Annotated in this window: 28 protein-coding genes and 1 tRNA gene; 16 read left to right on the top strand and 13 right to left on the bottom strand. The window is 55.8% G+C overall.

Translation table 11 applies throughout. The features are described 5' to 3' along the window. Positions 1 to 3: 3 nt before the first annotated feature. Positions 4 to 462 (bottom strand): methylglyoxal synthase, encoded by a 459-nt coding sequence (locus ACJ8HA_RS08950; protein WP_016928284.1) that lies wholly within the window; start codon positions 460 to 462, stop codon positions 4 to 6. A 123-nt stretch (positions 463 to 585) separates the two neighbouring features. Next, a complete protein-coding gene (locus ACJ8HA_RS08945) occupies positions 586 to 1,251 on the bottom strand; it encodes a DUF2057 family protein (RefSeq protein ID WP_025302315.1) in 666 nt (221 codons plus the stop codon). 256 nt (positions 1,252 to 1,507) lie between these two features. On the opposite strand from ACJ8HA_RS08945, the gene ACJ8HA_RS08940 reads away from it, so the two are divergent. Then, on the top strand, positions 1,508 to 1,921 hold the full coding sequence (locus tag ACJ8HA_RS08940) for a CoA-binding protein (RefSeq protein WP_325975722.1): 414 nt from the start codon (positions 1,508 to 1,510) through the stop codon (positions 1,919 to 1,921). A 59-nt stretch (positions 1,922 to 1,980) separates the two neighbouring features. Here ACJ8HA_RS08940 and hspQ read toward each other — a convergent pair whose 3' ends face one another. Both hspQ and rlmI read right to left on the bottom strand, forming a co-directional pair. Continuing rightward, positions 1,981 to 2,298 (bottom strand): heat shock protein HspQ, encoded by a 318-nt coding sequence (hspQ, locus tag ACJ8HA_RS08935; protein WP_004928104.1) that lies wholly within the window; start codon positions 2,296 to 2,298, stop codon positions 1,981 to 1,983. Between the two features lie 60 nt (positions 2,299 to 2,358). After that, positions 2,359 to 3,543, bottom strand: coding sequence for a 23S rRNA (cytosine(1962)-C(5))-methyltransferase RlmI (rlmI, locus tag ACJ8HA_RS08930; RefSeq protein WP_197770821.1), 1,185 nt, complete (start codon positions 3,541 to 3,543; stop codon positions 2,359 to 2,361). A gap of 379 nt (positions 3,544 to 3,922) precedes the next feature. Between rlmI and ACJ8HA_RS08925 the strand changes: the two genes are divergently transcribed. From ACJ8HA_RS08925 to yccX, 3 genes are all read left to right on the top strand, one after another. Beyond that, positions 3,923 to 4,303, top strand: a complete 381-nt coding sequence (locus ACJ8HA_RS08925) for a hypothetical protein (protein ID WP_197770820.1) — start codon at positions 3,923 to 3,925, stop codon at positions 4,301 to 4,303. 365 nt (positions 4,304 to 4,668) lie between these two features. Further along, positions 4,669 to 5,631: an acyltransferase family protein gene (locus ACJ8HA_RS08920; RefSeq protein WP_260515224.1), complete on the top strand. Its 963-nt coding sequence runs from the start codon at positions 4,669 to 4,671 to the stop codon at positions 5,629 to 5,631. A gap of 158 nt (positions 5,632 to 5,789) precedes the next feature. Next, positions 5,790 to 6,068: an acylphosphatase gene (yccX, locus tag ACJ8HA_RS08915; RefSeq protein WP_060432835.1), complete on the top strand. Its 279-nt coding sequence runs from the start codon at positions 5,790 to 5,792 to the stop codon at positions 6,066 to 6,068. 34 nt (positions 6,069 to 6,102) lie between these two features. On the opposite strand, the gene tusE is transcribed toward yccX, so the two are convergent. Then, the gene (tusE, locus tag ACJ8HA_RS08910; RefSeq protein ID WP_004928095.1) at positions 6,103 to 6,432 is read right to left on the bottom strand and encodes a sulfurtransferase TusE; all 330 of its coding nucleotides are present in this window, start codon (positions 6,430 to 6,432) and stop codon (positions 6,103 to 6,105) included. Between the two features lie 111 nt (positions 6,433 to 6,543). Further along, on the bottom strand, positions 6,544 to 7,203 hold the full coding sequence (yccA, locus tag ACJ8HA_RS08905; RefSeq protein ID WP_004928091.1) for an FtsH protease modulator YccA: 660 nt from the start codon (positions 7,201 to 7,203) through the stop codon (positions 6,544 to 6,546). 228 nt (positions 7,204 to 7,431) lie between these two features. On the opposite strand from yccA, the gene ACJ8HA_RS08900 reads away from it, so the two are divergent. The 8 genes from ACJ8HA_RS08900 (at position 7,432) to ACJ8HA_RS08865 (ending at position 14,982) form a co-directional block, all read left to right on the top strand. Then, positions 7,432 to 7,519, top strand: a tRNA-Ser gene (locus ACJ8HA_RS08900). Positions 7,520 to 7,747: 228 nt separating this feature from the next. Then, a complete protein-coding gene (locus tag ACJ8HA_RS08895) occupies positions 7,748 to 7,960 on the top strand; it encodes a hypothetical protein (RefSeq protein ID WP_025302319.1) in 213 nt (70 codons plus the stop codon). Positions 7,961 to 8,778: 818 nt separating this feature from the next. Then, positions 8,779 to 9,375, top strand: a complete 597-nt coding sequence (locus ACJ8HA_RS08890) for a fimbrial protein (RefSeq protein ID WP_369825806.1) — start codon at positions 8,779 to 8,781, stop codon at positions 9,373 to 9,375. A 54-nt stretch (positions 9,376 to 9,429) separates the two neighbouring features. Continuing rightward, a complete protein-coding gene (locus tag ACJ8HA_RS08885; RefSeq protein ID WP_089180750.1) occupies positions 9,430 to 10,125 on the top strand; it encodes a fimbrial biogenesis chaperone in 696 nt (231 codons plus the stop codon). 14 nt (positions 10,126 to 10,139) lie between these two features. After that, positions 10,140 to 12,635 (top strand): fimbria/pilus outer membrane usher protein, encoded by a 2,496-nt coding sequence (locus tag ACJ8HA_RS08880; RefSeq protein WP_442515301.1) that lies wholly within the window; start codon positions 10,140 to 10,142, stop codon positions 12,633 to 12,635. Positions 12,636 to 12,649: 14 nt separating this feature from the next. Further along, positions 12,650 to 13,714 carry a fimbrial protein gene (locus ACJ8HA_RS08875; protein WP_025302323.1) on the top strand — a complete coding sequence of 355 codons (1,065 nt, stop codon included), beginning with the start codon at positions 12,650 to 12,652 and terminating at the stop codon, positions 13,712 to 13,714. 136 nt (positions 13,715 to 13,850) lie between these two features. Next, complete coding sequence (locus tag ACJ8HA_RS08870) at positions 13,851 to 14,375, top strand: hypothetical protein (RefSeq protein ID WP_049204270.1); 525 nt, start codon at positions 13,851 to 13,853, stop codon at positions 14,373 to 14,375. Between the two features lie 91 nt (positions 14,376 to 14,466). Then, on the top strand, positions 14,467 to 14,982 hold the full coding sequence (locus ACJ8HA_RS08865; protein WP_197538605.1) for a response regulator transcription factor: 516 nt from the start codon (positions 14,467 to 14,469) through the stop codon (positions 14,980 to 14,982). 47 nt (positions 14,983 to 15,029) lie between these two features. Here the strand turns inward: ACJ8HA_RS08865 and soxR are convergent, their stop codons facing one another. Continuing rightward, positions 15,030 to 15,503, bottom strand: coding sequence for a redox-sensitive transcriptional activator SoxR (gene soxR / locus ACJ8HA_RS08860; protein ID WP_025302326.1), 474 nt, complete (start codon positions 15,501 to 15,503; stop codon positions 15,030 to 15,032). A gap of 145 nt (positions 15,504 to 15,648) precedes the next feature. Between soxR and ACJ8HA_RS08855 the strand changes: the two genes are divergently transcribed. Next, positions 15,649 to 16,734, top strand: coding sequence for an efflux RND transporter periplasmic adaptor subunit (locus ACJ8HA_RS08855; RefSeq protein ID WP_025302327.1), 1,086 nt, complete (start codon positions 15,649 to 15,651; stop codon positions 16,732 to 16,734). A 10-nt stretch (positions 16,735 to 16,744) separates the two neighbouring features. Next, a complete protein-coding gene (locus ACJ8HA_RS08850) occupies positions 16,745 to 19,825 on the top strand; it encodes a MexW/MexI family multidrug efflux RND transporter permease subunit (protein ID WP_049295354.1) in 3,081 nt (1,026 codons plus the stop codon). A gap of 49 nt (positions 19,826 to 19,874) precedes the next feature. Here ACJ8HA_RS08850 and ACJ8HA_RS08845 read toward each other — a convergent pair whose 3' ends face one another. The 4 genes from ACJ8HA_RS08845 to ACJ8HA_RS08830 form a co-directional block, all read right to left on the bottom strand. Beyond that, positions 19,875 to 20,675 (bottom strand): DNA/RNA non-specific endonuclease, encoded by an 801-nt coding sequence (locus tag ACJ8HA_RS08845; protein ID WP_442515300.1) that lies wholly within the window; start codon positions 20,673 to 20,675, stop codon positions 19,875 to 19,877. Positions 20,676 to 20,866: 191 nt separating this feature from the next. After that, positions 20,867 to 21,181, bottom strand: a complete 315-nt coding sequence (locus tag ACJ8HA_RS08840) for a hypothetical protein (RefSeq protein WP_016928271.1) — start codon at positions 21,179 to 21,181, stop codon at positions 20,867 to 20,869. Positions 21,182 to 21,417: 236 nt separating this feature from the next. Beyond that, on the bottom strand, positions 21,418 to 22,017 hold the full coding sequence (gene wrbA, locus ACJ8HA_RS08835; RefSeq protein ID WP_025302329.1) for an NAD(P)H:quinone oxidoreductase: 600 nt from the start codon (positions 22,015 to 22,017) through the stop codon (positions 21,418 to 21,420). Between the two features lie 78 nt (positions 22,018 to 22,095). Continuing rightward, a complete protein-coding gene (locus ACJ8HA_RS08830; RefSeq protein WP_043141841.1) occupies positions 22,096 to 22,713 on the bottom strand; it encodes a LysE family translocator in 618 nt (205 codons plus the stop codon). Between the two features lie 68 nt (positions 22,714 to 22,781). On the opposite strand from ACJ8HA_RS08830, the gene ACJ8HA_RS08825 reads away from it, so the two are divergent. Beyond that, positions 22,782 to 23,705, top strand: coding sequence for a LysR family transcriptional regulator (locus ACJ8HA_RS08825; protein ID WP_043141837.1), 924 nt, complete (start codon positions 22,782 to 22,784; stop codon positions 23,703 to 23,705). Here the strand turns inward: ACJ8HA_RS08825 and ACJ8HA_RS08820 are convergent. Further along, positions 23,689 to 24,162 (bottom strand): helix-turn-helix domain-containing protein, encoded by a 474-nt coding sequence (locus ACJ8HA_RS08820; protein WP_025302332.1) that lies wholly within the window; start codon positions 24,160 to 24,162, stop codon positions 23,689 to 23,691. The genes ACJ8HA_RS08825 and ACJ8HA_RS08820 overlap by 17 nt on opposite strands. 117 nt (positions 24,163 to 24,279) lie before the next feature. Next, positions 24,280 to 24,855, bottom strand: a complete 576-nt coding sequence (locus tag ACJ8HA_RS08815; protein WP_043141833.1) for a helix-turn-helix domain-containing protein — start codon at positions 24,853 to 24,855, stop codon at positions 24,280 to 24,282. Positions 24,856 to 24,922: 67 nt separating this feature from the next. On the opposite strand from ACJ8HA_RS08815, the gene ACJ8HA_RS08810 reads away from it, so the two are divergent. After that, positions 24,923 to 25,846, top strand: coding sequence for a DMT family transporter (locus tag ACJ8HA_RS08810; RefSeq protein ID WP_049204275.1), 924 nt, complete (start codon positions 24,923 to 24,925; stop codon positions 25,844 to 25,846). The last annotated feature ends 48 nt before the right edge of the window (positions 25,847 to 25,894 follow it).

Below are 25,894 nucleotides of genomic sequence, written 5' to 3'. Positions count from 1 at the left end.
GGATTATTTCAGGCGGTCTTGCAGGTAGCGCTGATAGTCGGGGATGGCGATCTCCACCTCGTTTTTGAACAGCGGAGAGTCGATCAGAAAATCGGCGGTCGAGCGGTTGGTGGCCACCGGAATATTCCATACTGTCGCCAGCCGCAGTAGCGCCTTCACGTCCGGATCGTGCGGCACCGCGTTCAGCGGGTCCCAGAAGAAGATCAGCATGTCTATCTTGCCTTCCGCAATCAGTGCGCCAACCTGCTGATCGCCGCCCATCGGGCCACTCAGCATGCTGGTGACGGGAATGCCGCTGGCGCGCTGGATCAGATTACCGGTGGTGCCGGTGGCGTACAGCTGGTGCTGCGCCAGAATAGTCTTGTGGCTTTCTACCCACTCCAATAGGGCTTGTTTGCGGTGATCGTGCGCCACCAGCGCAATGTGTTTGCGCGCGGCGATAGTGCGGGTAGTCAATTCCATCTCGGTGTCCTTCGCTCATCGGGGGATGTGCGACAGATTACTGAAACTGTTTTTCACTGCCTAGCGTTTGCGCCTGAAAATGCGAAGAAAAGGCGCCTTTACGGGGAAAGACGCCGGAAGGGATCAGCGAATCGGTTGTTTATTGGCCCAGCGTAGAAAACGTTTCTGTGTTTCCTTGTCGGCCTGTTGGAACCAGTATTGCAACATCTGTTCCGACACGTTTTCACCTTTCAACGTTACCGTCGGGGCGTTCAGCGGCGCGCCGGCCAACGCGAGGGCTGAGGGATTGCCTGCGTTCGCCTGAACAAAGGCCGGAACGGAGGCCGGGCGGTTCTGGCGGTTGTAATCGGTCATCACCTTTTCCAAATCGGTATTGAAGGTGACGCTGTCGGGATGCAGCGCATCATGTCGGAACGGCAGGGCGTTGCCGTCTTTATCGACCACCAGATAATTCAACGTTCTGTCAAAGCGTTGCGCATCACGATCGTTCTCGATGCGCGGCAGTTCGATCGCCACTTGGCTAATCTTTTGCGTATTGAAGGTGGCAACCAGCGGCAGGGACGTATAGGCCTGTGTATGCTGGCCGGAACGTACGGTTTTGGTCACTTTAAACAGCAGCTGGTGCTGCCCGCCGTCCAGTTCAAGGCTGTCGGCGCCTTTTAACAACGAACCTGTCATTTTCTTGCCGTCGACCACCAGCAGGTCGATGTCCGGGGAGAGTTTCAGGGTCGTAGCCGCGGCAGGCATACTGATGCTGAGCAACGCCGCAACCACCAGACCAAATTTCATCATTATCTCCTTATAAAGTGACGTAGCTCTAAGTGTTGAACACGGCATAGGTTGTGTCAAAATTTTTCAATCGGGTATTTTGTTTACATTTTTACATATTTTATCGCGTTTAGACACGACCGTGCGCAGCTGAACCGCGACAGCCTCTGACCATAAGATTGCGGTGAAGTTTCCTTCGCATTAGCGTTTAACCGAGCGAATGCCGATCGGTTACACTCGAAATGGAAAGTGACGCAGTGATAAACGGGAGTTGAAGATGCAAGATCAAGAGATTGTTGAGCTGTTGCAGCAGGTGAAAACCATCGCGCTGGTGGGCGCCAGCGATAACCCGTCGCGGCCCAGCTATGGGGTGATGGCGTATCTGTTGGCGCAAGGGTATCAAGTGATCCCGGTCAGCCCAAAACTGGCGGGGCAGACGCTGCTGGGGCAGCCAGTTTATGCCACGCTGGCCGCTATCCCACAGCCGGTGGATATGGTTGATGTGTTTCGCAATTCGGAGGCGGCTTACGGCGTGGCGCAAGAGGCGATAGCGATCGGCGCCAAGGCGCTGTGGCTGCAGATAGGGGTGATTAACGATCAGGCGGCAGCGCTGGCGCAACAGGCTGGGCTGCGCGCGGTGATGGATCGCTGCCCGAAAATCGAAATCCCGCGTTTAGGGCTGGAGCGCTAAATAAAAAAAGGGCCTGGCGCAATGCCGGGCCCTCTCGGGTTTCTCAGGTCTTGGCGCGGTCAATTGCGCAAACGTGGCGCCTGTAACTGGTGACGGATGGATTCCGCCAGTTCATCCAGCGATGGTTGCTCGGGGTGCGCTTCCTGGGGCTCACCATCCAGCTGCGCTTCCGCCAGATAGGTATGCACCGGTTGGCCTTCCTCGTCTTCCATCACCACGTGGTACCAAGGGGCGGAACGCAGTTCGTCGTTCGCCGCTATCTCGTCAGCTTTGGGTTGTTCTAAAGAGTATTCCGGGTCGATATCGATCACGACGCCCAAATACCCCAGCAGTTTATGCCTAACCTGTTGTCCGATACCGAATTTGCTGGCAATCATGATGACCTCCTGAGAAACAATGCCTTGCTCATATATGGGGGCAAGGCAGCGCATTTCAAGTTACATCACCCGACAAGCGAAGCCTTTCAGATACAGCCCCTCAGGATACGTGGCGATCACCGGGTGATCGGCAGCCTGGCGGAACTGTTCTATAAATTGTACATCACGTCCGGCATCTACAGCGGCATCGGCCAAAATTTTCTGGAACAGGTCGGTCGGCATCAGGCCGGAGCAGGAGAAGCTGAGCAGAATGCCGCCTGGATTCAGCAACTGCAGCGCCAGCATGTTGATGTCCTTGTAACCGCGGCAGGCGCTGGCCAGCTGATTCTTGTTCTCGACGAATTTAGGCGGATCCATGATGATCAGATCGAATTTTTCGCCTTGAGCGCGGTAGTTGCGCAGCAGTTGGAACACGTCATCACGAACGAACTCCGCCTTGTTCAGATCGAGCTTGTTGAGCTCGACGTTCTGTTTGGCGATGTCCAGCGCTGCCTGCGAGGTATCCACGCTGATCACCTGTGCGCAGCCGCCCATCAGAGCGGAAACGGCGAAGGCGCCGGTGTAGGAGAAGCAGTTCAGCACCCGGCGGCCGGCAGAGTAGTTCCGCGCCGCCAGGCGACTGTCGCGCTGGTCGAGGTAGAAACCGGTCTTGTGCCCTTGCTGAATGTCCACCAGCAGCTTCATGCCGTGCTCGGTGATAGGCAGCAGTTCCGGCGGCAGATCGCCCAGCACCGGGCCCTGCGCCAGCGGCAGGCCTTCTTTTTTACGCACCGCAACGTCGGAGCGATCGTAAATCGAACATTCCGGGTAGCAATGCTGCAGGGCGGAAAGCAGGGCCGGGCGCTGGTATTCGGCACCGGCGGACAGCAGCTGCAGCACCAGGAAATTCTGGAAGCGATCGATAGTGATGCCCGGCAGGCCGTCGGATTCGCCGGCGATCAGACGGTATCCGTCCAGACCGTCGCGCTGTGCGACCCAATCGCGCCAGCTTTGCGCTTGTTGCAGGCGGCGAATGAAGAAATCGATGTTAATCTCTTCATCCTGCTGGAAAGTCCAGACGCGTGCGCGGATCTGCGACTCGGGCGAATAGGCGCCGCGAGCCAGCCATTTGCCCTGGCTGTCGAGAATATCGATGGTTTCACCGGAGTGGGCTTTGCCCTCAACGCGTTGAACGGCACCGGAGAACACCCAAGGGTGACGGCGGAGTAAGGACTTTTCACGTCCTTTGGCGAGATATAAGCGCATGGTTAAACTACTTTTTATTCAATGGGTTAATTGGCTGGTTTAAAAAGTTGCCAAAATAAGTTCGTCATCATAGCTGAATCCTACGGTGTTCACTACCGAGTTGGTGCGGATTGTATCGCGTTATCTCTGCTGGCGTCACACCGAAGAGAGAGAAAGTGCAGTCTTTAAACGGAAGAAATGGCGACTTAAATAGGTGTATTATAGTGAGGAAGAGATGAAAGCACGTCGAACAGCGTGCGAAGGCGCCTCGTTATCTGTAGACGTCGGTATTCGACAGGGGCGTTAAGCTTTATAGTAAATAAGGCTGAGAGTGATGTTTTTATTTTAATTAATAGTGTTGTTGACTGTTTGCACAATATAAGTTGAAGGGAGTTCACCAGTGAGGTTGTTTTTATTTTTAATTTTTTTGATGTCGGCTAACACAGTATTAGCTAATGAGTGGGTTTTTAGTGAGGATGAAAATGCTATAAGTGATGGGATATTAAAGGTTTCTATTCAGGCTGGGCATTATAAGATTTCATTCCCACCCACAGCGAACCCAAATTCAGGTGCAGTGTCGATCAACGGTGAGCGGTTTTACGGCAACCGTTCTTTTGGCTTCGATGGTGAACAAGCGGACAGAGTGATTGAGATGCTCTTAAAGGTAAAGAGTGCTCAGATTGAATATGATGATCGTTATAAAACGAAGGTCGTTCGCAAGTCGGTTGATTTTTCTAACATTACAACGTCGCTCGATAAATTGAAAAATAAAAGCCATTAACGTTTCTTCCATCCTTGACGATAGAGCAGACGGCTTTACTCGACATCGAGATAGCGCGGTTGTCTGGCAGCTCGACGTCATGTTTGAACAACGACACCGGGTCGCTTTGTTTTGAGCAAGCAGAGCCTATCATTCAAGAGGGGTAATTTGTTAATTAATTGATTATTATAGTTTTTATTATCGTAGTAATTGACTTCAGACTGTCGTTTGCCTCACGGAGGAAAGCCTATCCTCCGGGCGATGGGTTTGTAAGTTTTTTGTAAGTTTTTTGTGATTTTTAGGTTTTTTCGCATTGACAAAAATCTTAACTTAATCTGTTATTGAGCACCTGATGTTTATTATTTAGATGTTAGGATTTTTCTTAAATGACTAAAGAAAGAAGCTTATCGTTTGATTTTTTGAAAGGGTTGCTTATCTTGCTCGTCATCGTGGGACATGTATTGCCTGGCAGTGCTGATGTTGGATTACGTGGGGCAATATATTATTTCCACATGCCGCTTTTTCTCGGGGTGACGGGCTACTTTGTTCGGCGTCATTTTATTGATGGCGGCGTGATTAGCGTGCTGAAAAAGTATCAGTGGCGCATGATTATCCCTTATTTTTTTGCGTTCATTGTTTACAGTGTTTATTCTCTTTACTCCTCAGAAGAAGTAGGTTTAAAGCAACTCATCGGTCTGTTTCTCTACCCCTACTATCATCTTTGGTATATCCCAGCAGTGGTCATATTTGTGCTATATACTATGGTCATTTACAAGAGTAATTTCTTACTCGGTTTCTTTCTGTTCACTTCCGCCGTATTGTCTATTGTCTGGTACTGTTACGCCGACACGCTGGAAAACCAATATGCCTGGCTGAAATTCATTGGTGATAAGCGTTTCTATTATTACTACTCCTTCTTTTTATTAGGTTTCCTGGTCGGGGATAAGAATTTTTACGGTAACCCGCTGGCGTTGTTCGCTATCGCGTTATCTGTAGGCATATTGGGGTACTATGAACCGAACGGGACACTGCTGGATGCCGCCTCATGGTTTGTATTTAATGCTGCACTATTGTTATTGATGGTGAGTTTGTGTAAGCGTCTGAAGCTGAGAGATGAGGGCTTTGTGGTCAAAGTGGGGCAGGTATCTCTGCCTATTTATCTTTGGCATGTGTTGCCCATTTTGCTTGTCGGAGCAATGGTCGCTAAGGATTCGTTAGGTTTTTATCTCGGCGTAACGGCCATTATTTTCGCTCTTGTCATCATATTTATCCGCTTACGTGGCAAAAGCAGATTTATCGACTCTTTCTTTTACGGGGAAAGGGCCAATTGGCCACCGACTGAAAAATAGAAGGTCTATCCTGGCCGAGGGGACTCGGCTGTCTGCTTTTTATGCAGGCCTCTATTAGACAGATTGTTGTTCTCCGCTCGCTTGTCTCTTTATCCTTTGTATTGAGTTTCTATACTCAATACACCTTTATTCTTTAGAGAAGATAACAGGGGGCGATTATGACACAAGTTTGCATTGCTGCGTATGTGTATGGCGTGGTGCAGGGGGTGGGGTTTCGCTATTCCACTCAGCGGCAGGCCGAGGCGTTGGGGGTGGCCGGCTATGCGCGCAACCTTGATGACGGCAGTGTCCAGGTGGTGGCCTGCGGCACACAGGCGCAGGTGGATAGGCTGGTGGAGTGGTTGAAACAGGGCGGCCCGCGCAGCGCGCGCGTCGAACGCGTGCTGGTGGAGCCGCAGGGCGTGGCTGACTACGATGGGTTCGGCATTCGCTATTAAACGCTCGCCTGCAGCGGCGCTGCGGGCGGTGCGGTCAGATGCATTTTACCGGTTTGGGCAACCCGGCGATCTTGGTGGCTTGTTTGGCCGGTCCTTTCGGGAACAGGCGATACAGATAGCGGCTGTTGCCTTTTTCTTCGCCATATTTCTGTGCCATCGCTTTGACCAGCATGCGAATAGCCGGTGAGGTATTAAATTCCTGATAGAAGTCGCGCACGAAGCGCACCACTTCCCAGTGTGCTTCGGTGAGCACGATCTCTTCCTGCGCGGCCAGCAGCGGCGCCAGGCCTTCATGCCAGTCGGCGCTGTTTTTCAGATAGCCCTGCGCGTCAGTGTCAATAACCTGACCTTCAAACTCCAACATACTGCCTCGATAACGGATAATTCGGAACGGCCGCCAGTTTAGCAAATTTTTTCAGCCGCAAAAAACAAAGCCCCGCCGGAGCGGGGCCTGGAAGGCAGGTGTAACACGCGATCAGTTGCTGCGGGCGAAGCCCAGAATGCTCAACAGGCTGATGAACATGTTGTAGAGCGACACGTACAGGCTAACGGTGGCGCGAATGTAATTGGTCTCGCCGCCATGAATGATGTTGCTGGTTTCCCACAGGATCGCGCCGGCGGAGAACAGGATGAACAGCGCGCTGATAGCCAGGTGCAGGGCAGGGATCTGCAGGAACAGGTTGGCGATCACCGCCACCAGCAGCACCACAAAACCGGCCATCATCATGCCAGACAGGAACGACATGTCTTTACGGGTGGTCAGCACATACGCCGAGCAGCAGAAGAACACCGCTGCGGTGCCGCCCAGTGCCAGCATGATCAGGTCGCCCGCGCCGGCGTTCAGGAACGAGCTGAGGATTGGGCCGAGGGCATATCCCATGAAACCGGTCAGCGCGAACGCCGCCAAGATGCCCGCTGGGCTGTTGGCCAGTTTATGGGTCAGGAACATCAGGCCGTAGAAGCCAACCAGCATCAGCAGCAAGCCCGGCGCCGGCAGCCCCAGCATCGTGCTGGCGGTGGCGGTCAGGGCTGAGAAGGCCAGGGTCAGGGATAACAGGAAATAGGTGTTGCGCAGGACTTTATGCGTGCTGAGCAGCGAGTCGCGCGAAGAAGATGAGACGACAATGCGGTCCATAATGCTCTCTCTTATCAAGCCATCACAAAATAATCCCGATAATAGGCAGCGCAAGCGGTTGATTAAAGTTTGTTTACCAATCTTTACCCTTAGTTATCATTACGGCAACAGCGGGGATGCGGACGCGTGTTTGTTCGCCGTTTGCCGCGCCTTCGCTGATTTTTCGCGCGGTTGAACGCGCCCGGGCTTTACAAGCGAATAAGGTCTGTTTATAGTGCGCGTCGTTGCGGAGGGGTGGCCGAGTGGCTGAAGGCAACGGTCTTGAAAACCGTCGACGGGAAACCGTTCCAGAGTTCGAATCTCTGCTCCTCCGCCATACATTCTGACCCCGTGCTCTCTGAGCACGGGGTTTTTTGCTTTTGCGTGCGGAGAAAACGGCAAGCCTTTCCAGGAAACGCGATCGGCTATTGATAAGGGCTACGCATCGGTGAGATTATGCGTTTATCAAGGTCGGCTGCTCGGGTGCCTGCTCGTGTCAGGCGTGACCGGCGCGATAATCAACGCCGCCTTATCTATTTTCGCTTAATGCTCTATGGAGACAGAGATGAACTGGTATCAAGTCGCCTTATGGACCATGATCTTTCTGAAGTCCGGCGCTTTCCTAGTATTCGTGTGGTGGTGGATGTTCAAACGTGCGACCAAACCTTATGTGCGTCCGCAAGACGTCGTGGTGGATGAGACGCCGTATGACGATAGCCTTACGATGGAAGAAGTGATGAAGAATCATGGCATTGTACGGACTGAAAAGCCGCTCTGATCGTCAAATGTGTGTTTTGCTATAAACCCGAGCCTGTGGCGCTCGGGTTTTTTTATTCCTGCCGTTACTTGAGATGCATCCCTTTTCCCCTATCTTGTTTTACCCTTACGGCGATTTATTTAAATGAATTACCTTTCGGTATATTTTAAAATCTACTTTAAAAGTGGGATTTATATTTATATGGGAGGGTATATTTTTCTCTGAAAGAATTCAGCCTTATCGACTGAACGAAGAAAAGTGTGGGCGCTGTTTTTTGTGTGTCTGGATATTGATATGCAAAGAGTGTCGCATTTTCGGGCTGCTCCTATAGCGGTGGGTCGGAAAATTTTTAAGGTAGAGGAAAACTAAACTTTACGTGGGAGGATAAGGGGGGAAGGAATCTAAGATTTTTCTTTATGTGTTTTTTTCTTTTTATTTCAATGGTTTTTTGTTTTTATGCCACAAGCGCTTTATGAGGAAACGGCGACATTTATTTAACCTGCGCAGCAAGTATCCTGTCGTACTCACTCTTTTAAGGCGCGTATCTTTCCGCTCATTGCGCGATTCGTTTTTTTATGGTCATGAAAATTATTTGATTCGATGTTGCATTTTTTTTGTCTTTGGAATTAATATGTTCTGCATCTGGCGGTGAATGAGATTTTTCCCATTGCCGGATATCTTTTAGAATACACTTGGATATATATAAATATATACCGCCACATATAAACTTTTAGATGGCAGGATGCTGTCAATACTCTGCTATTGCCTAAGCTTCGTTAGCCTCTAAACGGTTTAATGGTGTAGGTCATTTTATATATGCTCTCTCAGCGAAGAAAGTAATGGGGTTTATTATGATTAAGCAAGGCATCTCTTTGGCGGTATTGGCTGCCGCGTTAACATCTGTGGGCGCAACGGCGGCAGATAATTCCGCCGGTGGCGTTATTTCGTTTAGCGGTGCCGTTACGGATACCACTTGTACCATCAATGGCGGGAAAAGCGCCGATTTTACCGTTGCGCTCAGCCCGATTTCCGTGACGGATGCGGGCACCGTTGTCGGCCCCATCACCAAAAACAAGAAATCTTTCTCGCTGACGTTCTCCGGCTGCACGCCGGCGGCGGGAACGGCCGGTACGCCGCTGAAGATCTACTTCTCTTCGGCGAATAATATCTCTACCGACGGAAAATATCTGCTGAACAGCTCCGTGAATGAAAGCGACGCCGCCGTAGCGAAAAACGTCGGTTTTTCTCTGGCCGAGCCGGGTTCATCCACGCCGATTCCGTTGAACGTGCCTTATGTCACCAAGATCAAAGGCGATAAAACGGCGCCAGATGCCGAAACGCTGACGCTGGATGCCTATTACTACAAGACCAATGCGTTGGAAGCAAAAGTGGGGGAATTGAGTTCCAACGTGACGTACACCATTTCTTACCTGTAATTGCAATTAAGCCAGGCCTGTGCCCAAGGCAAAGGCCTGGCATCTGGGGTGACTATGAAACAGTGCTTAATCTTTGCTGGATTGTTTCTCAGCAGCTTTTGCGCCGATGCCAATATTGTAATTAATGGAACGCGCGTTATTTATCCGGAAAAAAACAAGGATGTTATCGTTCAGTTAGTCAACAATGGTGACGATCCGGCACTGGTGCAGGCATGGATTGATGATGGTGATATCAACTCGACGCCTGAAACGGCAAACGTGCCGTTCTTGTTATCCCCGCCGGTTGTAAAAGTTGCCGGAAATAATGGCCAGCAATTACGCATACAAAAAATGGGCGCGGAGCTCCCCGGCGGTCGTGAGTCGGTATTTTATTTGAATGTGCTGGATATCCCGCCTACGCCGGAAAATTTGCAAGGGGTCAATACGCTGCAATTAGCCATCAAATCGCGCATCAAGCTATTTTATCGCCCGGCAGGGTTAACCGGCAGCGCAAATAACATCACCGACTTCATTGAACTCCAGGCGGCAGGGAAGGGATTTAAGGTTATCAACAAAGGTCCTTACTTTTTTACGTTGGCCAATGTTGATCAGAAAGGCAAAAAGAATCTGTTGATTGACTCAGTGATGGTCGGGCCATATTCCAGCCTCTTTGTTCCGACCAAAGTTGGTGTGAGCCGGAACATTCCCTACACCCTGCTCTATATCGACGACCTGGGGGCTTATAAATCTAAAGCCATTACAGCCCGCTAACGTGAAGAACGGCCATGAAGCTTAAACTAAAATTGCTTTCGATACTGACCGCATCTGTATTCATTCCGTTAAATAAAGTCTCGGCGATGAAATTCGACACTTCTCTATTGGCCGGCGCGTCCAGCGAATCCGACCTGTCGCGTTTTTACCTCAATAATGACATGCCGGCAGGCACGCAAACGGTCGACGTGTATGTCAACCAGAGTTGGAAAGGGCGGTTCTCGTTGCAGTTCGGCGAACATAAAGGCGATATTCGCATCGCCCATCGTGACGCCGCCCTGTTGGGCATCGATATGAGTAGTTTGTCCATCGGGGGAGACAAGGAACCGATCCCCGTCCAAACGTTGGTGCAAGGAGGAAGGGCCGACTTCGACGTGGGGACGTTGAGCCTTAAGCTGACGGTGCCTCAGTCGCGAGTGATTCGCGCAGAGGCCGGCTATGTTGACGCCAAATTTTGGGATCGCGGCGTGCCTGCGCTGCTGCTGGCCTATAACGCCACCTATTACCACGTGCAGTCGTTGCAGGGCGACAAGGCGTCAAACGACGATTTCTACACCGGTTTGGAATCGGGGATCAATCTGGCGGGTTGGCAATTCAGAGACAGCAGCAATTTCCGCAGCAGTTCGCGACAGGGCAGCGATTGGCAAAATAATACTCGCTATGTGCAGCGTGGCTTCGCCGCCATCAAATCGAACCTGACGATGGGCGATTTCTATTCGCCGGGGGACTTGTTCGACTCGATTCGGGTGCGGGGCGGCGCTTTAGCCTCGGATATCAACATGCGGCCCAATTCGCAGCAGGGTTTTTCGCCGATAGTGCGGGGCGTGGCGCAGAGCAATGCCCTGGTGAAAGTATTGCAAAACGGCAACCTCATCTATCAGGAGAATGTGCCGCCGGGCTCCTTTACGCTGGATAACATATTGCCGACCGGCTCTGCGGGGGATCTGTTGGTCGTGGTCAAGGAAGCCGACGGGCGGGAACAATCCTTTACCGTACCGTTTTCCGCCGTTCCCAACATGTTGAAGCAGGGGGTCAGCAAATACGGCCTGGTGGCCGGTAAGGTCAATCAGGCGGATACCGACTATGCGCCCGCTTTCGCGCAGGGCACGCTGCAGTATGGCTTCAATAACCTGGTCACCGGTTACGTCGGTACGATCCTCAGCGAGGACTATCGCGCCTGGCTGCTGGGCAGTGGCTGGAATCTGCCGTTCGGCGCGGTATCCGTCGATGTGACTCAGGCCTCGACGCATTTGCAGGATCGCAATGAAAATGGGCAAAGTTTTCGGATCGCCTACAGCAAGTTTTTGGACGCTACCGCAACAAACTTCACGCTGGCGGCATACCGTTATTCGACCAAAGGTTATTACAGCTTTAACGATGCCATCTACACCCATCAAGGTTACCGCGAGCGTGACAAGCGTTTTCACGATTATTGGAACGATCGGGATGACGATGAGCTTGCCCCGTTGGATTTGAATACCTGGGACGCCGTTCGCGCCGCTCGTCCACGCAATACCTTCAATTTGAACCTGAACCAGAGGCTCGCAGACGGGTGGGGCACGCTCTATTTCTCCGGCACCCAACGCGATTATTGGTCGGATACGAATAAAAGCCGGGAATACCAGCTCGGGTATTCAAACGCCTTCTCGCGCGTCAGTTACAACATTTCCGCGAGTCGCGTGAGAAATTCCTATCGCAAAGAAGAGACGCGGTTTTATCTCTCTCTGAGCGTGCCGCTGTCGATGTTCGACAACAATGCCTATCTCAGCACCAGCTTATCCGCCACCGATTCGCACTATCAGCAAAGCTCGCTGAGCCTGAGCGGCAATGCGCTGGAATCAAACCGTCTGAGTTATGCGCTTGCCGGCAGCAACCAAAGCGGCGGCAACAGCATGGCGAGCGTGAATGCCGCCTATCGCGCCAACGCGACGACTGTCGGCGGCTCCTACAGTGAATCATCAGACTATCGACAGTTGGGCATGAGCGCCCGCGGCAGCCTGGTGGCGATCCCTTGGCATTTGCTAGCGTCCAACGAAATGGGCAACACCATGATGGTGGTGGACGCGCCCAAGGCCAAAGGGCTGATGGTGAACGGCGACGAGAGCATCGTCACTAACGACGAAGGGCTGGCTTTGGTGCCTTACGCCACGCCTTACCGGCAAAACTCCGTGACATTGTCGGATACCGGCAACAGCTCCGGCGCCGAGATCGTCGGCAATATCGCCAACAGTGTGCCCTATGCCGGCGCCGTCAACTATTTGAGATTTGAAACCGATCAGCGTCGGCCTTATACGCTGCGCGCCTTTAAGCGCGGCAATAAACCCCTGCCATTTGGTGCGGAGGTGGCGGATCAAAGTGGGAATGCCATTGGCTTCGTCGGGCAGGCCAGCGTCCTGTATCTACGGGTTGAACAGCAGCCAACGTCGCTGGAAGTCAGGCTGAATGACGGTGTCTGCAAGATTGAACGCCCGAAAATATCGATGGACAGCGCAGCCAACACATGTCGATAAAGGATAATTACACCATGCTCAGGATACTCGCACTGACGCTGTCCCTATTGTTCAGCGGTTACAGTTACGCTTCATGCTACGGCAATGGCATCCAATATGCGCCGCCGATCTACGTCGATTTGTCGGATAAGCTCAGCGATAAGACACCGGTCTGGGAAGGCAGTTTTTATACGCAATACAGCGGTTCATTTAGCTGTTCAACCTCGAGCAGCGAATTCGGCTATACGCGTATCCTGTCAACCGACAGCACGAAGGCGACCATTCTGGGATTCAACAGCGGTAAATATTGGATACGCGCGGAAATAACCAACGACATCGCCAACAAAAAGCTTAGCGGTTGGGGATCGCACTCCGCTTCGGAATTGAATCAGCCGATGAATATCCGTTTCAGTCTGGTCAGCAAGACGGGCACATCGATACCCGGCGACACGGTTAGCCTTAAGGACGTGATGTTCGTGACCGATCTGAGCGGGATGTCTTTGCTGGAGATCATTTTGTGGCCCGCCAAGCAGTTGGTGAAGATCTTGACCTGGCTGCTCAACGGCTTCAATTGGCCTTACGATCAGCGCGACATGTACGGACAGCCGATGACCATCAAGTATGCGCCCAAGATGACGACCTGCACTTTCGACAATGCCGGCCTGGCAGTGAAGTTGCCGACGTTGGGGATATCGCAGATTACTCAGGGGGCGCAAAATGGCCTGACGCCCTTTACACTGAATTTCAGCTGTCAGAATCGGCAAAGCGGCGGCACGGCCGATCGGGATATCAATATGTTTTTATCCAGCAATAATCTGTTGGCTTCGGATAATACGGTTTTGATAGATAAAAGCCCTGAGGCGGCAAAAGGCATTGGCATCCGGCTGGTCAAGACGGCTTCGCCTAATAATCCCGTCACGCTGTCGCTTTCCAGCGTGGCACCAGGTGCGGCGACTTCATTATTTCATGTGGGAACCGGCAATGCCTTGGATGCGCAATTTTCCATCGGTATGGCGGCCTATTATTATCCTTACAGCCCCACCACAATGAGCAGTGGGGGAATTAATACATCGGCCATGCTTAACATTATATATAAATGATTCTTTTGTTATTTTTAATAATAAAAAACAGGTTGCCACATATAAGAAAAATCTTAACATGGTAATTGGTGGCGAATATTATTTACTTGAATAATATTGGTGTTTAATCCGGATCTCTATGTTGAGGATGAATTGTATGACGGAACAAATCCAGATCGGTGTCAAAGTGGAAAAATCGCTAAAAGATGAGGTTGACGTCATTCTTCGCGGTTTGGATATTAAGCCGACGACGGCGATAAATGGGCTTTATCAATATATTTCACAGCATGGAGAGCTCCCTTTTGTCATATCAACCAGCGTGAAAACACCGAAGGATATCGCCGGCGGGTTGTTCAAGAGCCTGTTTTCCTTACAAAGCACGCTCAGCGTTTTCTTGGATAAAGTGCAAATGAAGCGGTGTGTCAGCAGGGAGGAAGTATTGATTGTGCTCGATATACTGCGCGATTTTATCGTTGCTTTTCGCCAAAGCGCGCAATATCTCGGCGCTTCACCTTTCGGGCGGCGTGTAGTTTGGAAGGATGCCGTATGCGCCGTCGAGAGTATTCATGAAATTCTAGATAATAACGTAAAATACAGTGAAGATGGCATTATGAATTTGGATGAAAAATATCTCTCATCGCTGTCTGCATTGCTGATCTCATTATGTTCTTCACTTAAGTAAGTCGAACCAATAAAGTTAATTGGCATGACTGCCATGGGGGCGTTGTTAAAAACGCGCCCATGACAAATAGCAATGGGGTGATCCTGTGCGAGTGGCTATATTTTCTGATGATTACTATTTATTCTATGGCATATCGCAGATCTTGAAGTCGTTGGAGGGCGTTGAAGTTATTGGTCTGCATTCATCTGCACGCCGTGGATTACATGCCATGTCTTGTCATGCAGAAGTGGTCATCGTCTCTTTCTCGTCTATCTGTCGGGTTATGAATTTCTTATCGCATATTATCGACAGGCCTGACAATACGATCGTCTTAACCGGCGTGGAAACGCCGCGCCTGGCGAATTTTAACTGTCTGAAAAAAAACATCGGTCTTACGACGTTCGTTGAGGCGATAAAAATGTTCACCGCGAGCTGCAAAGGGCAGAGCCTGTCGCCGCGCGAGCTTTCGGTGTTGGCCATGCTGCTGGCGGGAAAACCGAATACCGGCGTCGCTAAGGCGTTGGGTATTTCCGAGAAAACCGTCAGCCAGCATAAAATGAACGCCATGCGTAAGCTGGAGATTCAACGTTTTCATCAGTTCATTTTGGCAGCGGATGAGCGAGTGTAATCGCTATTCCACAGGCGGGTGCGTTGGCCCGCAGGGAGAGCATCTGCTCACCCATGATCGGCCGGGCGTTCGAAAATATGCGCACCGGCACCCTGTTGGCCCCAAATATCGTTTGGGTTGCGCAGCGGGCAGTCGGCGAGGGACAGGCAGCCGCAGCCGATACAGCTGTCGAGATGATCGCGCAGCACCGTCAGCCGCTGTATGCGTTCATCCAGCGTTTTGCGCCAGGAGGAGGACAAAATTCCCCATTGTTCGGCGGTTAGCTTGCTGCCGGTGGGAAAACGCCCCAGCGTTGCGCGGATCTCCTCCAGCGGAATGCCCGCGCTTTGCGCGATCTTGATCACCGCGATGTAGCGCAACACCACCGGCGTGTAGCGGCGCTGGTTACCGGCGTTGCGCATCGCCTGAATTAGCCCCTTGCTTTCGTAAAAGTGCAGCGCGGATACCGCCACGCCGCTGCGTTTCGCCACTTCCCCAACGGTCAATAGCCGATTGGCGTCAATCGGTTCATTTCTTGCCATTTTGTCTTCCTCAACTTGACCTCAAGTTAACCTGAGGTTTTATAGTGCAGCCAGCCGGGCTTGGCAACCGGTATCTCTCGTCACCTCCCTGCGCTGCGTCGGGGGAAGGATGGCTTTGGCTGTAAAATCAGGAAGAAACCGTTACATGATGAAACGATACCTCATTATTGCCGCGCTGCTGGCGGCACTCGCCGTCGCCGCCGTTGCGATGCGTTCCACCGCGCGACAAAGCGAAGGCGCGCCGGCCTATCCGCCGGTTAAAGTGGCGCTGGCGCCCGCCCTGCGTGAGCAGGCGGCACGCAGCTATGCCGGCGTGGGCGAGCTGGAGGCGGCCAGCCAGGTGGAAGTGGCGGCAGAGACCAGCGGCCGCATCACACGCATTCTGTTCGAATCCGGCCAAACGGTGCGGCAGGGGCAACTGCTGGTGCAGCTTAACGATGCGGTTGAACAGGCTGAGCTGGTGCGCCTGCAGGCGCAATTGCGCAATGCCGATCTCCTGCTGGCGCGCATGCGCAAGCTGATGAACCTCAACGCTACCGCGCGGCAACAGCTGGACGATGCGCTGGCCGAGCGGGATATGGCGTTCGGTGCGGTGCAGGAAACGCAGGCCAAAATTGCGCAAAAGGCGGTCCGAGCGCCGTTCTCCGGCACCATCGGCATTCGCCGCGTGCATGAAGGGCAATACCTCAACGCCGCCGAGGCGGTGGCGAACCTGGTGGACGCCGATACGCTGCGCGTCAATTTCTCGCTGGACGAACAAAGCAGCGCCGGGCTGGCGTTGGGGCAGGCGGTGTCGGTGCAGGTTGGGGCGTATCCCGATCGCGCTTTCCCCGCCGCCATTACCGCTATCGACCCGATGATCGGCAAATCCCGCACCGTGCAGGTACAGGCGACGTTGAGCAACCGTGAGGGATTGCTGAAGGCGGGCATGTACGCGGGCATTCGCGTCACGCAGCGGCAACGCGTGGCGGTGCTGACGGTGCCGGAAACGGCGCTGACCTATACGGCGTACGGCGATACCGTGTTTCTGGCGCAGCAGGGTGAAAAGGGCATGACGGTCAAGCGCGCCTCGGTCACCGTGGGGGAGCGCAACGACGGGCGCGTCGAGATAGTCAGCGGCCTGCAGGAAGGCGATCGGGTGGTGACTTCGGGCCAGCTCAAGCTGAGCGACGGCATGGCGGCCGAGCCGGTGGCGCAGGATACCCTGAACGCCGCCCCGGCCGGTTCCTGAGGAGAGACCGATGACATTTACCGATCTGTTCGTGCGCCGGCCGGTGCTGGCGCTGGTGGTCAGCACCCTGATCCTGCTGTTCGGCGCGCTGGCGCTCAGCAAACTGCCGATCCGCCAATACCCGCTGCTGGAAAACTCTACCATTACCATCAGCACCGACTATCCCGGCGCGTCGTCCGAGCTGATGCAGGGCTTTGTCACGCAGCCAATCGCCCAGGCGGTGTCGTCCGTCGAGGGCGTTGACTACCTTTCTTCCTCGTCGGTGCAGGGGCGCAGCGTGGTGACGGTGCGTATGGCGCTGAACCGCGACTCCACCCAGGCGCTGACTGAAGTGATGGCCAAGGTCAACCAGGTGCGCTACAAGCTGCCGGAGCAGGCTTACGATCCGGTGATTGAGCGGTCCGCTGGTGAAGCTACTGCCGTGGCCTATGTCGGTTTCTCCAGTAAAACGCTGTCCACACCGGCGCTGAGCGAATACCTGACGCGGGTGGTGGAGCCGATGTTCACCACCATCGACGGCGTCGCCAAGGTGGAAGTGTTTGGCGGGCAAAAAATGGCGATGCGCCTGTGGCTGGACAGCGATCGGCTGGCCGGCCGCGGCCTGACTGCCGCCGACGTGGCCGACGCGGTGCGGCGCAACAACTACCAGGCGGCGCCGGGCAAGGTAAAAGGGCAGTACGTGGTTGCCAACGTGCGGGTGAATACCGATCTCACCAGCGTGGAAGAGTTCCGCAATCTGGTGGTGCGCAACGACGGCAACGGCCTGGTGCGCTTGAAAGACGTTGGCACCGTGGAGCTAGGTGCCGCGGCCACCGAAACCAGTGCCCTGATGGATGGCGAACCAGCGGTGTTCCTCGGCGTCTTCCCTACGCCGACCGGCAACCCGCTGGTGATCGTCGACGGCATTCGTCACCTGATGCCGGCGATCGACAAGATGCAGCCGCCGGGCGTGAAGATGGCGCTGGCGTTCGAGACCGCGCGCTTTATTCAGGCCTCGATCGATGAAGTGGTGCATACCCTGCTCGAAGCGCTGGCGATCGTGGTGGCGGTGATCTATCTGTGTCTGGGGTCGCTGCGCACCGTGTTGATCCCGGTGGTGACCATTCCGCTGTCGATCCTTGGCGCTGCAGGGCTGATGCTGGCCTTCGGCTTCAGCGTCAATTTGCTGACGCTGCTGGCGATGGTTCTGGCGATCGGTTTGGTGGTGGACGACGCCATTGTGGTGGTGGAGAACGTACATCGCCATATCGAAGAGGGGAAAACGCCGCTGGCGGCGGCGATGATCGGCGCACGCGAGGTGGCGGGGCCGGTGATCGCCATGACGCTGACGCTGGCGGCGGTCTATGCGCCGATCGGCCTGATGGGCGGGCTGACCGGCGCGCTGTTTCGCGAGTTCGCGCTGACGCTGGCCGGGGCGGTGGTGGTGTCCGGCGTGGTGGCGCTGACGCTGTCGCCGGTGATGAGCTCGCTCCTGCTGCCGGCCAAACAGAGCGAAGGGCGCGTGGCGCACGCCGCCGAGTGGTTCTTCGGCGGCCTGACGCGGCGTTATGCGCGCGCGCTGGACTTCTCGCTGCACCACCGTTGGTTGACTGGGACGCTGGCGCTGTTGGTGATGATCAGCCTGCCGCTGTTGTACCTGATGCCGCAGCGCGAGCTGGCGCCGACCGAGGATCAGGCCATCGTACTGACCGCCATCAAGGCGCCGCAGCACGCCAACCTGAACTATGTCGAACGCTTTGCTTACAAGCTGGATGAGGTCTACAACCGCATGCCGGAAACCGAAAGCCGCTGGATCATCAACGGCAGCGACGGCACGGCGTCCGGCATTGGCGGTATCAACCTGACGCTGTGGCAGGCGCGCCAGCGCTCGGCGTCGGTGGTGCAGGCCGATCTGCAACGGGCGGTGAACGATGTCGAAGGCACCAGCATTTTCGCCTTCCAACTGCCCGCCTTGCCGGGTTCCACTGGAGGGCTGCCGGTGCAGATGGTGCTGCGTACGCCGCAGGACTACCCGCAGCTGTACCGCACCCTGGAAGAGGTGAAGCAGAACGCCAGAAACAGCGGCCTGTTTATGGTGGTGGACAGCGATCTGGACTACAACAACCCGCTGGCGGAGGTGCATATCGACCGCGCCAAGGCCAACAGTCTGGGGATCCGCATGAGCGACATCGGCGAATCGCTGGCGGTGCTGGTGGGGGAGAACTACCTCAATCGCTTCGGCATGGACGGGCGCGCCTATGACGTGATCCCGCAAAGTCTGCGCGAACAGCGGCTGACGCCGCAGGCGCTGGCGCGGCAGTACGTCCGCACCCAGGACAATACGCTGGTGCCGCTCTCCACCGTAGTATCGGTGGCCGTTAAGGTCGAACCGAACAAGCTGACTCAGTTTAACCAGCAGAACGCCGCCACCCTGCAGGCCATTCCCGCCCCCGGCGTTTCGATGGGCGAAGCGGTGGCCTTCCTCGAACGGCAGGCGAATGCGTTGCCGGCCGACTTTAGCCATGACTGGCAGGGGGATTCGCGCCAATATACCCAGGAAGGCAGCGCGCTGGCGTTCGCGTTCCTGGCGGCGTTGGTGATCATTTACCTGGTACTGGCGGCGCAGTACGAGAGCCTGAAAGATCCGCTGATCATCCTCATCACCGTGCCGCTGTCGATCTGCGGCGCCTTGCTGCCGCTGGCGTTGGGTTACGCCACGATGAATATCTATACCCAGGTCGGGCTGGTGACCCTGATCGGGCTGATTAGTAAGCACGGTATTTTGATGGTGGAGTTCGCCAACGAACTGCAGATGCATCAGGGGCTGACGCGGCGCGACGCGATTTTGCAGGCGGCGCAAATTCGCCTGCGGCCGGTGCTGATGACCACCGGGGCGATGGTGTTCGGTTTGATCCCGCTGCTGTTCGCCAGCGGCGCCGGTGCCGCCAGCCGCTTCGGGCTGGGGCTGGTGATCGTCTCCGGCATGCTGGTGGGCACGCTGTTTACCCTGTTCGTGCTGCCGACGGTGTACACGCTGTTGGCGCGCGATCATGCGGTGGCGTCGCCCCGGCAGCGTGAGTTGGCCGCCGCGCAAAAGGCGCTGACGGAATAAACCGCCGGCGCCCGTATGAAAAATAAACCCGCCTCGGCGGGTTTTTTCGTCAGTTTTTGCAGCCCATCAACTCCGGCAGGACGCCGGGCTTGCTCTTCAGCGAAGCCTGCACGTCGTCCGGCAGACCGGCCCAGATGATCAGGCCAGTACGCTTCTCGATCTCGTCCACCGTCACGCGGAACTGGCAGAAATCGGCGCCCTTCGGCGTGTTCTGATCGAACAGGAAGGCGGCATAGTGGTTCACCGCCGGGCTGTTGTTGATGAAAATCACCTTCCAGTAGGCGCTGGGGATGGTATGCGCTTTCTGGGTGCCCGGCAGTTTGCCCATATCGCGTTCATACAGCGGCCCGGTCACGGTATAGACCGAGGAGATATCGGCGCGATCGATCAGCTTGCGTTCCTGATCTTCCAGCCGCGCCCAGGCGCCCTGGTTAAGATCGGACTTTTGCGGCGTGATGTTGGACAGGTAGTTCAGCGATTCCCAGTCGGAAACGCCCGCCAGCGAAGCCAGCGGCGCCTGATGACCGCGATCGACCTTCAGCGCCGCATTGGCGCCGGTGTAATCGGCGGGCGCTAACGTGTCCGCCGGGTTGAGCGCCGGATCGGTTTTCCAGTTGCGCGTCTTGCCGCTGGCCGGCGTGTCTTTGGTGATGTGATAAGCCACCCAGTTGGCGAACTTGGTGGTACTGTTGTTGTTCAACGTATAAGCATGACGCACGATAGACACGTTGCTGCTGCCACCAGTCGGGCAGCCGACCGCGCAGTTGTCGATGGATTCGAGCGTGTCGGCCGACGCCTCAGCGGCGAACAGCAGGGCGGCCAGGGCCAACATCTTGTTGTTAAAGCGCATATTCATATCCTCAATAAGTTAAAAAGTACTGTATATATTTACAGTAAAATAAACTTATCGCAGTGAAACGAATACAACAATGCAACATATTCATGTTGTGAATGTGTCAGTCATGGTACAGCCAAGCCGCACGTGCAATGCGGCAGAAATGAAAACGGCGTCCAACAGACGCCGTTTCAAAGGGGGGAGGATTACTCCAGCAGGTCGTTGACCGTGCGGCGAACGTAATGCGTCATCTGCGCCAGATCGTCCGGTGATACCGGGCCGCCGCCGGCGCGCACCACCTGCTGTTCGATCTGCGCGATTTCCTGCTCGACCTTGTTGGCGATCTGTACTTTGACTATCTTGTCCACCGAAGACAGCAGCACCTTCAAGACGACTTTCAGCGCGATGTTTTCGCAGAACGAGTCGTAGTGATGAACCGGCGGCGGCGGGGCCGGAGCCGGCTCGGGCGCGCGCGGAGCCAGAGCCTTGAAGCTGTCTACATTTTCAATAATAAGATCCATGTCTCTTATTAGTTCATCAAAATCTTTAGACACTGACTTATTCCCTTCGCTGTGCGCAAAAAACAGAACGCCCGTCCTCGGGCTGAAAGCGGATGAGCGACGGGCAGAACGAATTCGGGCCTGGCCTTCAGACGCTGAATGGCCGGGGGAGGGGCATTCTAACCTTGCGGCGGGTTGGCAACAAGATGGGGCCGTGCGAATGCGCGGCCCTTTGGATCACGGGGGCTGGAGGGTGCTTAACTTTTCAGCTTGGCGGTGATTTTAGCCACGTGTTCGCCCTGATAACGGGCAATGGTCAGCTCTTCGTTACTCGGCTGCCGCGAACCGTCGGCGCCGGCGATGGTGGTGGCGCCATACGGAGTGCCGCCTCGCACCTGCGAAACGTCAAACAGCTCCTGCGTCGCATAGCCGATCGGTACGATGATGAAACCGTGGTGCGCCAGCGTGGTCCAGGTCGAACTGATGGTGTGTTCCTGGCCGCCGCCGGTGCCGGTGGAGGAGAAGACGCTGCCTACCTTGCCGTACAGCGCGCCGGAAGCCCACAGCCCGCCGGTTTGATCGAGGAAGGTGCGCATTTGCCCGGCCATATTGCCGAAGCGGGTTGGCGTGCCGAAGATAATGCCGTCATAGTCCGCCAGTTCTTGCGGGCTGGCGACCGGCGCCTGCTGGTGTTGCTTGCCCCCGGCTTTGGCGAAGGCCTCCGGCGTCATGGTTTCCGGCACGCGTTTAATCGTCACGTCCACGTCGTTGACACGGTTCGCCCCTTCAGCCACCGCCTGCGCCAGGCGTTCGATGTGGCCGTACATTGAGTAATAAAGCACCAACAGTTTCGTCATGTTTCGTACTCCCGCTCAGATGATTAACAAAAACCCCTGATAAGCATAGAAGCGAATGACGAACTTGGCGTCGTGGCGTTACCTGATGCCGGCGATCGCCAACAGGGCGCCAAAGACAATCAGCAGCCCGCCAAAGGTGCGGTCGATGCCGCGGCGTAAACGCAAAAAGCGCGCATTGACGCCAGGCGCGGAAAACAGCAACGCAACGGCAGCGAACCAGAACACATGGACGGCGGCAATAAAGAGGCCATAGCCAATTTGTACACCGAGCGGGGTGTGCGGAGAGACGACCTGCATGAATAGGCTGACGATGAAAATGGTGGTTTTCGGGTTTAACGCGTTGGTGAAAAAGCCGGTTTTCAGCGCGCCGAAATCGCTGATGGCGGCCGGCGCGGTGCTGGGCGTGGCATCCTGATGCGCCGCGTTGCGCAGCAGCGTAAAGCCGAGATAGATCAGATAAGCGGCGCCGATGCCTTTGAGCAGGTTAAACAACCAGGGCGATTGTTGAATCAACACGCCGACGCCAATCAGCGTATAGCTGACATGAACCAGTACGCCGGCGCCGATGCCACAGGCGGTCAATATGCCGGCGCGGCGTGAGAGCAGCAGACTGTTGCGCGAGACCATGGCGAAGTCCGGCCCTGGGCTTATCACGGCGAGTAAAGTAATGGTGACGACAGCGATGAGTTCAGTCATAGTTATCCTTGCGATGTTTAACAATAGAGTGACTGATTTATAAGAGTAATTTTTCTCGGTGACAAACGATGAATAGTGACAATATCGGTGAGAAAAACTCACGCAAAACCGGCAGGCCGTTGCCGTTGGGCGGACTGCGCTGCTTCGAGGCCGCCGCGCGGCTGGAAAGTTTTACGCAGGCGGCGCAGGGGCTGAATTTGACGCATGGCGCCGTCAGCCGGGCGGTGCGGGCGCTGGAAGAGGAACTGGGCGTGGCGTTGTTTGAGCGCCGCCATCGGCGGGTACTGCTCACGGCGGCGGGGCGCAAGCTGTTTCAGGCGACGCAGCAGGCCTTCGGCATTCTGGATCATACCGCGCTGGAACTGCGTCAGCAGGCGCTCGACGCGCCGCTGGTCTTGTCCTGTGAACCGACCTTATTGATGCGTTGGCTGATCCCGCGTCTGCCGGCTTTTCAGCAGGCGCATCCGGACATCAACTTACAGCTGGTGGCCGGTGGCGGGCCGTTTTCGTTCCATGACGGCATTACGGCGGCGATCAGGCGCAATGACTTCGATTGGGGAAAGGAGGTGCATAGCCTGGCGCTGTTCAGTGAAAAGGTTGGGCCGGTGTGCCAACCCGGGGCATTGGCAAGGATGACGATCGCTGAGGGCAGCCTGCTGAGTTTGCGGCCCGGCGCGAAGCTGCTGCATGCCGCCACCCGGCCGGATGCCTGGTGGCATTGGGCGCAGCAACAGGGGATGGCCTTGGTGGGGCATCCAGAGCAGCGCTTTGATCATTTCTATTTCAGCCTGCAGGCGGCGGTCGCCGGTCTTGGCATTGCGATGGGCCCGTGGCTGCAAGTGCGAGACGATCTGGCCGCCGGCTTGTTGAGCGCGCCGTTCGGTTTTATGCCCGACGGCAGCGGCTATTACCTGCTGTCGCCGCAGCCGATCGTGCCCGGCAGCGCGCTGGCTCGGCTGGCCGAGTGGTTGAGGCTCACGGCAGACGCCTGAGTTTTTGCGCCAGCCGCTGTTCCTGCCAGCGGCTGAAGACGTTACGAAGCAGCAGAGTGCGCACCGCCCGCATGACCAGCGCGAGGCTCATGCCGCCGATCGCCCACAGCGACCAGAGATAGTGCGGATGGGTAAAGACGTTGACAGCGAGCAATATCGCACCGATGACGGCGAAACGCACCGCCATGCTCAGCAGTTTGCCTTCTGCCGCGACCTGGCGACGAAGACGTTGTTCGTCAGGCGTCTCCTCCCCCATTGTCGTCTGTTGCGGCTGTGCGTTGAGATTGCTGACCTGCACGCCCAGCGCGGCGGCGATCGCGGTCAAGGTTTCCAGGCTGGCCTGTTCGCCGTTTTCAATCCGCTGTACGGTGCGGGTGCTGAGGCCGGCGATGGTCGCCAGCTGCTCCTGCGACCAGCCTTTTTCCAGACGTAATGGCCTGATGCGATACTTTTGCATGGTGCACTCCTGAGTTCGCTGTCACTGTCATTCAGTGTAGGGCGGGCGGGGTAGCTGCGCCACGACAGCGGCACGACAGCGACACGACACCCGCCGCCGGCGCGGGCTGGCGAGCAGTCAGAAGGCGACGTTGCGGATAAAGCGCAGCGGGAGATCGCCGTGGTTGGCGTAGGCGTAGCGTTGATCGCTGTTGAAGGTTTGTGCGGTGCCCGCGCTGAGCGTCAGCGTGCCTTGTTCCAACTCCAGCGTCAGGGTACCGGCAATCACGTAGATCATTTCATTCCAGCCTTCCGCGTCCGGCGCAGAGTCATAGCGCTCGCCCGGCATCAGCGTCCATTCCCACAGCTCGGCCCGTTGGCGCGCCGGCACGCTGGCGGCGAACAGCGCCTGGCTGCCCGGTTGCGCGCCTTGCCAGGCCAGTTCCCCCACCAGATGGTTGCCGCGCGCTTCCGGCGCCTGGATCAGATCGGTGAACGAAATCTTCAGGGCAGCGGCGATCTTGTCGAGCACCGCCAGGCTGACGTTGCGATCGCCGGCCTCGATGCCCGCCAGCATGCGGCGGCTGACGCCGGAAAGTTCGGCCAGCGCCATCTGGCTCAGGCCCGCCTGTTGGCGGTAGCCGCGCAGATTGCTGCTCAGGTACTGCAGCACCTTGGGGGGATCGGTTTTCGCGTTATGCGCCGTATTGCTCATCGCCGGACTTTATCTCATACTGGCAGGATCTGTGCATTATATTGCACTCAGCAGGAAGGGCAAGCCGGTGTCAGCAGCAAAAAAATCCTTTATTTCCGCCGTGGTTCCGCAAATCAGGTTGCCGGAAGCGGTGTTGATTTTCATCACCATGATCTGGGGCGGCACCTTTTTGGCGGTGCATCACGCGATGCAAGTCAGCGGGCCGTTCTTTTTCGTCGGTCTGCGTTTCGCCACCGCCACGCTGGCGTTGACGCTGTTTTCGCTGCGCGTTCTGCGCGGCCTGACCCTGTATGAACTGAAGGCGGGCGTACTGATCGGGCTGGCGATCATGTTCGGCTACAGCATGCAAACCGTCGGTCTGCAGACGATTACCAGCAGCCAATCGGCGTTCATCACCGCCATGTACGTGCCGATCGTGCCGCTATTGCAATGGCTGGTACTGGGGCGGTTCCCCGGCATCATGTCGTGGATCGGTATTCTGCTGGCCTTTACCGGCCTGATGCTGCTGGCGGCACCGAGCAGCACGGACATGACGCTGAGCCTTGGCGAAATGCTGACGCTGGCCGGCACGCTGGGCATGGCGGCAGAGATCATTCTGATCGGTGCCTTCGCCGGTAAGGTCAATATCCGCCGGGTGACCATTGTGCAGCTGGCGACCGCCTCGCTGGCCTCGTTTTTGATGATGGTGCCGACCGGCGAGTCGCCGCCGCCGTATTCGGATTACCTGTTGTACAGCGCCATTGGGCTGGGGCTGGCCAGCGCCTTGATTCAACTGACTATGAACTGGGCGCAGCGCAGCGTTTCGCCGACGCGGGCCACGGTGATTTACGCCGGCGAACCGGTCTGGGCGGGCATTGTCGGGCGGCTCGCCGGTGAACGTTTACCGGGCGTGGCGTTGTTGGGGGGCGCGTTGATCGTGATTGGGGTGGTAGTCAGCGAGCTGCGCATACGGCGCAAGGGGAAAGCAGCGGTGGCGACGGAAGCGGATTAGCGCAGAGGCGTAGAAAGAAAGGGGCGGAGAGATCCGCCCCTTTTTGCA

Source organism: Serratia sp. CY33802, from assembly GCF_052169095.1.
Classification (GTDB): domain Bacteria; phylum Pseudomonadota; class Gammaproteobacteria; order Enterobacterales; family Enterobacteriaceae; genus Serratia; species Serratia bockelmannii.
The sequence above is the reverse complement of the archived record's forward strand: the minus strand, read 5'-3'. Positions and strand labels throughout refer to the sequence as shown.